Raw genomic sequence first — 10,679 nt, forward strand, 5'->3', positions numbered from 1 at the left:
TCGCGAGGGTTATGCAGGACATCCCTAGCTCATGCCGGGTTGGATATGCCGCTGCTCACATGCCCCGCAGGCACATGCCGCGCGGCGGAAGTCACATGGCCCGTCTGGTCGTCAAAGAAGAAATCGGGTTCGAATTCGCGCAGGAAGGGGCCCTTTTCCAGCCCGCCCAGAAACATGGCCTCGTCCACGCTGATGCCCCAGTCCAGCAGCGTGCGCACCGCGCGCTCGTGCGCCGGGGCGCTGCGGGCCGTGACCAGGGCCGTGCGAATGCGCATGGTGTGCGAGGCATGGGCTTGCTCCTGCAGCCGGTGCAGTGCGGCGAGCAGTGGCTTGAACGGGCCACCGGCCAACGGCAGCCTCGCCTTGCCCACTTCGTTTTGCTGAAAGGCCGGCAGCCCGCCTTCCTGGTACACGCGCTCGGCCTCGTCGGAGAACAGCACGGCATCGCCATCGAAGGCAATGCGCACCTCGTTCGGAAACCGGTCGCCCGCCGGAGTGGAGTCGGTCATCACCCGCGCGGCCGGGAAGCCGATGGACAAGGCCTGCCGCACGTCGGCCTCGTTGGCCGACAGGAACAGGTGCGCACCCAGCGGGCGCAGGTAGGCGAACGGGTCGCGCCCGCGTGTGAACACGCCACGCTCGATGCGCATGCCCGCCGCCTGGGCCGAGGCGAACACGCGCATGCCGCTGGCGGGATCATTGCGCGAGAGCATCACCACCTCCACCCGCTGCGCGTCGGGCGTGTTGAAGGCCAGCAGCTTGCGCACCAGCGAAAACGCCACGCCCGCACGGGCAGGCTGGTGCACCAGGGCCAGCTGGTGGCGCATGTAGGCTTCTTCGTCGCCCGATTCGAAGAGCTGGTTTTCTTCTTCGAAGTTGAACAGGGCGCGCGAGGAGATCGCCACCACCAGCTTGTCGTCCAGCGTCACGGCCATACGATCACTTCTTCACTTCACGAACTGGTTGAGCTGGATGATCGGCAGCAGCACGGCCAGCACGATCATCATCACGATCAGGCCCATCGCCACGATGAGCAGCGGCTCCAGGATGGTGGCCAGCTGCAGGGCGCGGCGCTGCACCTCGGTGGAGAGCTGGCGTGCCGCGCGCTGCAGCATCACGGGCAGCTGGCCCGTTTGCTCGCCCAGGCGCGCAAACATCGACAACAAGCCCGGGAAGCGCTTCTTTTGCGCCAGCGCCGAGGCCAGTGGCGCGCCTTCTCGCACCAGCACCAGGGCTTCCAGCGCGTCGGCGCGCAGGGCGCGGTTGTTCAGCGTTTCGGCGGCGGCCTGCAGGGCCTTCAGGATGGGCACGCCGGCGCCTGCCAGCATGGCCAGCGTGCCGCCAAAACGCGCTGCGTTGTAGCCCCGCGCGAGCTTGCCCACCACGGGAAGCCGCAGCCACGCCGCGTCGAACCGTTCACGAAGATGCGCAAACGACAGGGCCCAGCGCGCGCCGACCACCAGACCGGCCATGGCCAGCAGCATCACCCAGCCAAAGTTGCGCACAAAGGCGCTGATGCCCAGCATGACCACGGTGAGGAACGGCAGGGCGCGCTTGGTGCCCGCAAACACGCTGGCCACCTGCGGCACCACATAGCCCACCAGAAACAGAACGATGACGATGGCCACCACCGTGACGATGGCCGGATACAGTGCAGCCCCCACCAGCTTGGCCTTGAGGGCCTGGCGCTCTTCGAGGTCGTCGGCCAGGCGCTCCAGCACCAAGCCCAGGTTGCCGCTGTGCTCGCCCGCACCGATCACCGCGCAATAGATGTCCGAAAACTCGCGCGGGTGCTGCGCCAGCGCGCGGGCAAAGGTGGAGCCCGCGTTCACCTCGGCCCGCAGCGCTGCCACCAGGTGGCGCTGGCGCTCGTCGTCGGCCTCGTCGGCCAGCGCCGTCAGCGCCCGTTCCAGCGGCAGGCCGGACGACACCAGCCCCGCGATCTGCCGCGTCCAGATCGCCAGCGCCGTTGCGTTGAACACCGGCCGCGTGAGCAGGCGCTGCCCCAGTCCCGCCGGGCGGCCGTCCAGGGACTGGCCGGTCTGCACCAGCTCTACCGCGAGCGGCACCAGCGCCTGCGCCCGCAGCAGGCTGCGCGCCGCCTTGGCCGTGTCGGCCTCCATGAGGCCCTTGCGGGTCTGGCCCTGGGCATCGAGGGCTTCGAAGGAAAAAGCGGGCATGCGAGCGACGGTGTTGGTGAGAGGGCTATCGTAGCGGCGGATTGCCGCAATGCGGTGGCTGAGCGGGCACGCCTTTCGACTCCAGGGGGCGGAGGGGGCGTCGTTTTTTCGCTGCGGACGGTGCGACAAATGATGTGTGTGCTTTTGGTTGCCTGCGTATAAGATGCGCGCCGTGGGGTGTGCGCAATCCCTCGCATGCCGCATCCGTTCAACAAGGAGAAAAGAGATGAAGAAGATGACGGCCCTGGGAGGGCTTTTCGCGGTCCTGGCACTCTCTGCGTGTGGTGGCGGCAGCGATGCGGAACCCGTGAAGCCACCCCCGGCCACGGTGGTGACAGGGGTGGAAGGCTTCTGGTCCGGCACCACCAGCAATGCGCTGAATGTGCAAGGGGCCGTGCTTGAGAACGGTGAAACCTGGAGCATCGTGACCGACGCGGGCGGCATCCCGGTCGGCTTCTCGCAGGGCACCGTCCAGACCTCCGCAGGCGATCTGCTCAACGGAAGCGCGCAATATCTCAACGCCGTCGACAACTTTGCGGTGTCGAGCCGGAAGACCGAGTCCGTCAGCTACACCGGTCGTTATTCGGTGCGTGACGCCATCGAAACCACCACGACGGCCGGTGTGAAGTTCTGGGGCCGCTATGGCACAGGCTACGAGCAGATCGCCACCGTGAGCCAGCTGGTCGGCGCGTTCTCTGGCACCGGCATCGCCAACCAGATCAAGACCGCCGTGCCGATTACCGTTTCTGTGACCACCGGCGGTCTGGTTTCCATTCCCAACTACCCTGGATGCTCCATCCGCGGCACCGCCGTTCCGCGCGCCAGCGGCCGCAATGTCTTTGATTTGCCGCTGACGTTCTCCGGAACGGATTGCCCCGTGGCCAGCGGCTCGGTGGTCCAGAGCGTTGTGTTCTACAACGAAGGCACACGCGCACTGCAGATCATGGGCTTCACCACGTCCAAGTCTGACAGCTTCGTGTTCACCGGCACCAAATCCTGATGCCGCCTGAAGCGGCCCCGGGCTGACGGGGCCGCATGTCTTGATGAGCCGGGTCGCCCGCTTGTGGCGATCCCTCGCTCCGCGTCAGCCGCCCGCGCCGAGGCGCTGCCGCTCACCCCAAAGCATCCCGTGCGCCTGTGCCGCAATGTCGAGTGATCGCAGGCGCAGCGCGGGGTCATACACGTCGCTCACCAGCATGAACTCGTCGGCGCCCGTGGCGTCTGCCAGGCGCTGCAGGCCCGCGCGCACGGTGTCGGGCCCGCCGATCACCGCCATGGCCAGAAAGTCGCCGATGGCGGCGCGCTCCTGGGGCTGCAGCTGGGCGGCGTAGTTTTCCACCGGCGGCAGCAGGCGGCGGCGGTCGCCCGTGAGAATGCCCAGCACCCGCTGGTAGGTGCTGCTGGCCAGGTACTCGGCCTCATCGTCCGTGGGGGCGGCAATCAAGGGCACGCCGATGGCCACATGGGGCTTGGGCCACGCGGCCGACGGGCGGAACAGGTTGCGGTACAGGTCGATGGCCTGGTGCAGCATGCGCGGCGCGAAGTGCGACGCGAACGCATACGGCAGCCCCTGCTGCGCCGCCAGCTGCGCCGAAAACAGGCTGGAGCCCAGCAGCCAGATGGGCACGTTGGTGCCCGCCCCGGGCACGGCGATCAGGCGCTGGCCGGGCTCGGCCGGGGCCAGCAGCCGCTGCAGCTCGGCCACGTCGCGCGGAAAGTCCTCCTCTGTCTCCACCCGGTTTCGGCGCAGCGCTCGCATGGTGGCGGGGTCCGTGCCCGGGGCCCGGCCCAGGCCCAGGTCGATGCGGCCGGGGTGCAGCTCGGCCAGCGTGCCGAAGGCCTCGGCCACCACCAGGGGCGCGTGGTTGGGCAGCATGATGCCGCCCGAACCCACGCGGATGCGCGCGGTGCCGGCCGCAATGTGCCCCACCAGCACCGCCGTGGCCGAACTGGCGATGCCGGCCATGTTGTGGTGCTCCGCCAGCCAGTAGCGGGCAAAGCCCAACTGTTCGGCATGCTGCGCGGTGCGCAGCGCGATCTGCAGGGCATCGGCCACGGTGCCGCCCTCGCGGACGGCAACCAGATCAAGCATGGACAGGGCGGGGCGGGGGGCGGAGGAGTCGGTCATGCGCGAATTGTCCGTGTGGGCCAGGTTGCGCGCTGGCCCACACCCAGTGGCGGAGGAGGCAGAAGGGTCGTTGGGCGTGTCGGTATCTGTGCGGCAAATTTTTGGTAGCCAAAACGCTGCAGACCTCACAGAATGTTTCAAGAGTTTTCCGGCCGCGCCCACCCGCCGCCCGTGAAAACATCCCAAAAGGATCTACGCATGGGTTTTTTCAGCCGTCTGTTCAGAATCAAGGACCAGGATCCCGACAGCCAGGAGACCACCTGGGCCATGGAGGACAACGGCAGCGAACTGGTGCTGGACGCCGAGTACGCCGCCACCCTCATGACCGAGATCGACATCGATGCCGCCATTGCCAGCCACGAGGGCTGGCGGCTGCAGCTGCAGGACATGGTCAATGGCCGTTCCAGCGAAGTGATGCGGCCCGAGCGTGTGTGCCAGGACGACCGCTGCGACCTGGGCCGCTGGCTGCACGGCACGGGCCGCGTGCGGCTGGGCCACTACCCTGCCTTCGCCATGCTGGTGGCGCGGCACAAATACTTTCATCAGCAAGCCGCCGAAGTCGTCACGCTGTTCCAGGCGGGCGAACAGCAAAAGGCGGTGCAGTTGCTCAACAGCAGCTGTCGGCACGCATCCAACCAGGTGCTGCTCCTGCTGAAGGAGCTCAAGCGCGGGCTGGGGCGTTGACGCGGCGGCGCGTGCCGTGTGCGCGCCCACCTGGGGTGAATGAAAATTTGCCCGATTAATGCAAAATTGATAGCTAACTTTGCTTTATGGGTAAGCGCTAAAGCCGATTTTTAGTCCATTTTTTTCGGCATGGCCGCCATGCCGGTGCCAGCCGCCCGCATCGGGGCGCCCGGGTCGCTGCAACGCCCTCCAGTGCCCGCCATCATCGGCACACAGCTCTTACATCTGCAGACACTGACCGCCCCCTGAAACACGGTGGCGCGTGGCTATATTTCGCCGCACTTGGCATCGGGCGCTGGCCGCTGAACGCGCCAAGCCCGGGTACCGCCAAGCATTCACCGCTGGCACCCACAAACCAAAGAATGAAAGAAAGAGAGAGGGAATCCATGATGGACCGCCGTACATTGCTGACGCTCGTCACGCTGGCCTCAGGTGTGAGCGCCGTATCGCCCGTGTGGGCGCAATTTGATCTGGGCAAGATGCTGGACGCCGGCAAGGACCTGGCCAAATCGGAATCGCTGACCGACGAGGAAGTCAAATCCGCCTTCGACCAGATGGCCGCCGAGAGCGACCGCCAGAACCGCATCGCCCCCGCAGGCACCCCGTATGCGGCGCGGCTTTCCAAGCTCACCGCCGGCCTGGGCGCGTATGACGGCCTGAAGATGAACTTCAAGGTCTATCTCACGCCCGAGATCAATGCCTTCGCCATGGCCAACGGCACCATCCGCGTGTATTCGGGCTTGATGGACAAGTTCACCGACGACGAGGTGCGCTACGTGATCGGCCACGAAATCGGCCACGTCAAAAAAGGCCACAGCAAGGCCCGCATCCAGGCCGCGCTGCGCACCAGCGCTTTGCGCAATGCGGTGTCGGCCAGCAACAGCAAGGCTGGCGCCATTGCCAGCTCGCAGCTGGGCGATTTGTTTGAAAAAGTGGTGCGCGCCCAGCACTCGCAAAGCAACGAACGCGAGGCGGATGACTACGCCATGGGCTTCATGAAGGCCCGGCGCTACGACCCCAAGGCCTGCGTGACGGCGCTCGAAAAGCTGGTGGCCATGTCGGGCGGCGATTCGAGCAACTTTCTGTCCACGCATCCGTCGCCGCGAGAGCGGGCGGATCGGATGAAGACGCAGGTGGGTTGAGTCATGCGTGCGGGATACGTCGAGATTTCCGCTCCAGTGGGCGCAATAGCTGCAAACAAGTCGAACGACGTAAAGCAGGTTCAGCGCTTGTTGAATATGCACACCGAGGGGTTTGTCGGGGTCCGAAAATTCAGCATCGACGGCATGTTTTCTGCGAGTCTTGTTGACGCAATTAAGGATTTTCAGACGCTGGTTCAATCCCGTATGTCACCCATGGGCGAATAGAGCCTCGCAGTCTGACCCTGCGAAACCTGAACATGAGGCCAGAAATATTTGGATATCAGCGAAAAATAAAATCTAAAGAAGCAATATTTTCCGATGCTCAGGACGGGAGTGTTGAGGTATTCATATTCGACGCAATGATGTTGAGTGTTGGTTCGCAATGGGGGCATGCGGCCGTTGATGTCGATGGTGTGATATATACGCGCGCACATTCGCAATACGCCTCCATCGAAAGAGCGAAGTATTTACGGAACAATAGTTTGATTCGAGATTATGTTGGGTTGGTGCTCCGAGTTTCTTCGCGTGAAAAGAGAGCGATAAAGCTGGAGTTCGAGCGAAGAATTGCCGAGCAAAAGCCCTATGACATCATCTCAAATAGCTGTTCCACGAATGTGGCGGACGTTCTGGAGTCTATTGGAGTTCTTGCGCATGATCCCAGATTTCAAATTAATCCTGCTTCATCCAATGCTGTGTCGCCGAAGGAATTGCTGATTGTGATGTCCAGATCAAATCGACTGATTAAAAGGATAAACTACAGTAAGGCATCAACTTTATGAAAATATTACTGTCGTTGATCGTTTTTATGGCTATTTTGGGTTGCAACAATTCTCCGGTAGGGAAATGGGAGGCAACGGAGCGGGTGGAGGTTTATCGCAATGATGATACCTTCAAAGTTCTGTTTTACATCGTTCCTGGCGAGGTTTGCAGTTTGTCGCTCCACTGGGAAGTCAAAAAGGCGGCTGGATATAAAAAGATAATTTGTGAAAGGGGAGAGGGTTGGATCATGGACGATAGAGCGTTTCGACGGCTTGACAACTAGCCAGGTCCACAATTTTCATATTTGTGCGAGTCGTGGCTTTCGAGTTGTGAATAGACTGCCGTTACCCGTTGGTTGTAGCTGCGCTCATGCGAATTTTTCATGTTTTATCTCTCGGCGCTGCCTGCCTGCTTGTCAATCCGGTCATGGCAGGCGCTGCAACGACAGGCCATGCCAACGCGCTTCTGCCCGAAATCGTGACAACGCCCATGCCGCCACAGCCGATGGCGGAAGACGAAAAGCATCAACTGGCCCACGCCATGGCGATGACGCCCTACACGGTTGTGGTCGTGCACACACGTCTCACCATCGTGCCCATTCCCAGCCCGAATGTGTCTCATGGGCTCATTGACGCAGACCAAGACAGGGTGATGACGGAAGAGCGCCACATTTACGAAGCACAGGTCGTTGAGACGCTGCGTGGCCCGGCCATGAAGCGGATTCGCTATGAAGTGCTGGTCGACCGGGGGGACAGCGCGTCGCTATCCACCCAGCCCGCGATCGTCATGGTGTGCCGTGGGCCGCGCGGGTTCTATTGGGGTGGGGTGGGGGCGCATTTCAAGGCCTCCCGCGAGGCAGTCGCATTGGCACGGAGAGTGGCGAAAGACTTGGCTCAGAAACCAGCCACCAAGTTCGGCTACTGCGATTGATGCCACGGACGCGGCGGGTGTTTGCTCTCCCGCCGATGTTTGCCGTGTTCAATAACTCCGCCCCCCCTTGTACATCGCATGCTGCCGCCGGTTCAGCGTGGCCGCCTCGCCCAGCCGCCCCATGGCCGCACCGGCATGCGCGTGCGTGATGGCCAGGCCCAGGCCGTCCGCTGCGTCGGTGCCGGGCAGGCCGGGCAGACTGAGCAGGCGGCGCACCATCTCCTGCACCTGGCTTTTGGCCGCGCGGCCGTGGCCGACCACGGCTTTTTTCATCTGCAGCGCCGTGTATTCGGCCACGGGCAAATTGCTGGCCACCAGGGCGGTGATGGCGGCGCCGCGGGCCTGGCCCAGCAGCAGGGTGGACTGGGGGTTGACGTTGACGAACACGATCTCGACCGAGGCCACGTCGGGCTGGTAGCGGGCGGCCACCTCGGTGATGCCGTCGAACAGGATCTTCAGGCGCCCCGGCAGGTCGCCCAGCGCGAGTGTGGTGGTACGGATGGTGCCGCTGGCCACGTAGCTCAGGCGGTGGCCGTCCACGTCCACCACGCCAAAGCCCGTGGTCTGCAGACCGGGGTCAATGCCAAGAATGCGCATGTGCTCTTAAATTTATAGCTGCTGGCGCTTGATGGATAAGCGCTGGGGCCTGGTTTTGTTCAAAGTCCGAAGTACCAGCGCACTGAGTGAAAGAACACCGGCGCCGCAAAGCACAGCGCATCCACCCGGTCGAGCAGGCCGCCGGCACCGGTCACCGACATGCCCTGCATGCCCCAGCTCGTCACGCCCCGGTCGCGCTTGAGGGCCTTCATCACCAGGTGCCCCAGGCTGCCGGCCACACAGGCCAACAGTGCCATGCCCAGCGCCTGCCCGGGCTTGAACGGGGTGATGAACGACAGCAGCCCGCCCGCCAGCCCGCCCGCCGCCACACCGGCCAGCCAGCTCGTCCATTGAAAGCTCTGGCTCACCTGCGGCGCCACGGGCTTGTGCGGAAAGCGCCGCCCCAGCAGGTGCTGCACCAGCATGCAGGTCTGGACCACAAACACCAGATAGAACACCAGGAACGCGCCCTTGCCCTCGTAGCCCGCAAAGTCCAGCAGCAGCAGCGCAGGCACATGGCTCATGCCGTACACGCACACCATGATGCCCCACTGCAGCTTGGCATTGCGCTCCAGAAAACGCTGAGGGTCGTTGGCCAGTGCGCTCACCACCGGCAGCGCCAGAAACACATACACCGGGATGAACACCGTGAACAGGTCGAACATCTTGCTGCCCACGATCCAGAACTGCAGCGGCAGCACCACGAAGAACGCCAGCACGAGGCTGCGGTGGTCGCCGCGCCGCGTGGGCGACAGGGTGATGAACTCGCGCAGCGCAAAAAAAGCCACGATGGCGAACAGCACCGTGGCCACCGCGTCGCCCAGCACCCAGCCCACCCAGAATACGGTGGCCATGGCCCACGAGGTCTTGAGCAGGCCCCAGAAGCGCCGGGCCTCCAGTGCGTCGGCCTCTGCTTTCGGGTCGTCCCCGGCATGTTCGCGCAGGTTGCGCGCAAAGCTCCAGACGGTGACGCCGGACAGGATGCCGAACATCACGATGAACAGCGCGCCGATCTGCTGCGTGGCGGTGAGGTTGCGAAGAAACTCATTCATCGGGGTTGCCCCTTCCGGCTGACGTCGGCGCGGCAGGCGCCGTGATGCGGGCGGGGGGTGGCCGCAGGCCTGAAGTGGCTGGGTGCGTGGGGCTGCATGGTCAGACGTCCCTCAGTGCGATGACGGCGCGGCGGGCGCGGTCGAGAAAGGGGCGGCGTTCTTCGTTCGACTCCAGCTGAATGGGCGCGCCAAACGTCACCGAGCACAGGATGGGCACCGGCACCACTTCGCCCTTGGGCATCACGCGCTGCACGTTGTTGATCCAGGCCGGCACCAGCACCACCTGCGGAAACATCTGCGCCAGCTTGAACAGGCCGGACTTGAACGGCTGCGGCTCATCACCATGGCCGCGCGTGCCTTCCGGAAAGATCACGATGGAATCGCCGCTTTCCAGCGCGCGCACCAGCGGGGCCAGCGGGTCGGTGTCGGGCAGCGCAGCGCGCAGCTCCTCGGGCGAGGGCGCGCGCGGTGGCGCTTCGGGCGAAGGGTCGGGCCCACCGGCCATGGCGGTGTCCGCCTCGGCCGACGCCAGCGCCATCGCATCGAGCACGCCCACAGCCTCGGCGGCTGGCGCCGCAGCGGTGGCAGGGCGCGCGGGCGTGGCCTGGCGGTCCACATACACCGCGTTGAAAACCGCCGTGGTGATCCACTGCCGAAAGGGCGTCTTGGTCCAGTAGTCCTTGGCGGCAATGGGCCGCGTGATGCTGCGCAGCTCCTCGGGCAGCGCCGCCCAGATCAGCACCATGTCGGCGTGGCTCTGGTGGTTGGCAAAGTAGATGCGCTGCTCGGCCTTGGGCGGGCAGCCATACCAGCGCGCCTGGGAGCCGGTGAGAAACCGCACGATCCCCAGCAGGAGAAGACTCATCAACTTGGCAAGCATGGGCGCGATGATACGGGCGCGCAGGACGCCGCTGGATGGGCCCCCTGCAACCGTGGGGTGGCTGGCGCCGCCCGCATGTGCCGCCATCTGCACGGCGTTCCCAGGTCCTTGCCTGCTGCCAGGCTTGCGGGTCCAGGGCGGTCGCAACCAAGAGTCTGTTCAATGTCATTTTGGAGTCGCACAAGTACCTTGCCGGGATGGGATGCCAGGCGCGGTGTGCAGTGGATAGCCCGGCTATCCACAAGCGCCGCAACGCCGCAGACCGCCCGGCAAGACACTTGCCCGAAGGGTTGGAGTGAAATCGGGCGATTGAACGCGCTGGCCGCT

General features: G+C 64.4%; 13 protein-coding genes. 7 read left to right on the forward strand and 6 right to left on the reverse strand.

Translation table 11 applies throughout. The features are described 5' to 3' along the window. Positions 1 to 29: 29 nt before the first annotated feature. Both ACOQFS_RS06880 and gspF read right to left on the reverse strand, forming a co-directional pair. A complete protein-coding gene (locus ACOQFS_RS06880) occupies positions 30 to 935 on the reverse strand; it encodes a 5'-nucleotidase (RefSeq protein ID WP_421562159.1) in 906 nt (301 codons plus the stop codon). 12 nt (positions 936 to 947) lie between these two features. Then, positions 948 to 2,180, reverse strand: a complete 1,233-nt coding sequence (gspF, locus tag ACOQFS_RS06885) for a type II secretion system inner membrane protein GspF (RefSeq protein WP_421562160.1) — start codon at positions 2,178 to 2,180, stop codon at positions 948 to 950. Positions 2,181 to 2,406: 226 nt separating this feature from the next. Here gspF and ACOQFS_RS06890 point away from each other — a divergent pair, with 226 nt between their 5' ends. Next, positions 2,407 to 3,180, forward strand: coding sequence for a hypothetical protein (locus tag ACOQFS_RS06890; protein ID WP_421562161.1), 774 nt, complete (start codon positions 2,407 to 2,409; stop codon positions 3,178 to 3,180). An 84-nt stretch (positions 3,181 to 3,264) separates the two neighbouring features. Here ACOQFS_RS06890 and ACOQFS_RS06895 read toward each other — a convergent pair whose 3' ends face one another. Next, on the reverse strand, positions 3,265 to 4,308 hold the full coding sequence (locus ACOQFS_RS06895) for an LLM class flavin-dependent oxidoreductase (protein WP_421562162.1): 1,044 nt from the start codon (positions 4,306 to 4,308) through the stop codon (positions 3,265 to 3,267). A 198-nt stretch (positions 4,309 to 4,506) separates the two neighbouring features. Here ACOQFS_RS06895 and ACOQFS_RS06900 point away from each other — a divergent pair, with 198 nt between their 5' ends. The 6 genes from ACOQFS_RS06900 to ACOQFS_RS06925 all read left to right on the forward strand — a co-directional run bounded on the left by ACOQFS_RS06900 (position 4,507) and on the right by ACOQFS_RS06925 (position 7,823). After that, positions 4,507 to 4,992, forward strand: a complete 486-nt coding sequence (locus ACOQFS_RS06900) for a CZB domain-containing protein (protein WP_421562163.1) — start codon at positions 4,507 to 4,509, stop codon at positions 4,990 to 4,992. A 389-nt stretch (positions 4,993 to 5,381) separates the two neighbouring features. Then, positions 5,382 to 6,134 (forward strand): M48 family metallopeptidase, encoded by a 753-nt coding sequence (locus ACOQFS_RS06905; protein WP_421562164.1) that lies wholly within the window; start codon positions 5,382 to 5,384, stop codon positions 6,132 to 6,134. A 3-nt stretch (positions 6,135 to 6,137) separates the two neighbouring features. Then, a complete protein-coding gene (locus ACOQFS_RS06910) occupies positions 6,138 to 6,359 on the forward strand; it encodes a peptidoglycan-binding domain-containing protein (RefSeq protein ID WP_421562165.1) in 222 nt (73 codons plus the stop codon). 32 nt (positions 6,360 to 6,391) lie between these two features. Continuing rightward, entirely contained in the window at positions 6,392 to 6,913 is a 522-nt protein-coding gene (locus ACOQFS_RS06915; RefSeq protein WP_421562166.1) for a hypothetical protein, read from the forward strand. Then, a complete protein-coding gene (locus tag ACOQFS_RS06920; RefSeq protein WP_421562167.1) occupies positions 6,910 to 7,176 on the forward strand; it encodes a hypothetical protein in 267 nt (88 codons plus the stop codon). Before ACOQFS_RS06915 ends, ACOQFS_RS06920 begins: the two co-directional genes overlap by 4 nt. 86 nt (positions 7,177 to 7,262) lie before the next feature. After that, on the forward strand, positions 7,263 to 7,823 hold the full coding sequence (locus ACOQFS_RS06925; RefSeq protein WP_421562168.1) for a hypothetical protein: 561 nt from the start codon (positions 7,263 to 7,265) through the stop codon (positions 7,821 to 7,823). Between the two features lie 48 nt (positions 7,824 to 7,871). On the opposite strand, the gene ruvC is transcribed toward ACOQFS_RS06925, so the two are convergent. The 3 genes from ruvC to ACOQFS_RS06940 all read right to left on the reverse strand — a co-directional run bounded on the left by ruvC (position 7,872) and on the right by ACOQFS_RS06940 (position 10,352). Continuing rightward, entirely contained in the window at positions 7,872 to 8,420 is a 549-nt protein-coding gene (gene ruvC, locus ACOQFS_RS06930; RefSeq protein ID WP_421562169.1) for a crossover junction endodeoxyribonuclease RuvC, read from the reverse strand. Positions 8,421 to 8,479: 59 nt separating this feature from the next. Further along, complete coding sequence (locus tag ACOQFS_RS06935; RefSeq protein WP_421562170.1) at positions 8,480 to 9,472, reverse strand: phosphatidate cytidylyltransferase; 993 nt, start codon at positions 9,470 to 9,472, stop codon at positions 8,480 to 8,482. Between the two features lie 100 nt (positions 9,473 to 9,572). Continuing rightward, entirely contained in the window at positions 9,573 to 10,352 is a 780-nt protein-coding gene (locus ACOQFS_RS06940; RefSeq protein WP_421562171.1) for a lysophospholipid acyltransferase family protein, read from the reverse strand. Between the last annotated feature and the right edge of the window lie 327 nt (positions 10,353 to 10,679).

It is taken from the genome of Paracidovorax sp. MALMAid1276 (assembly GCF_049198005.1).
Classification (GTDB): Bacteria; Pseudomonadota; Gammaproteobacteria; order Burkholderiales; family Burkholderiaceae_C; genus Acidovorax.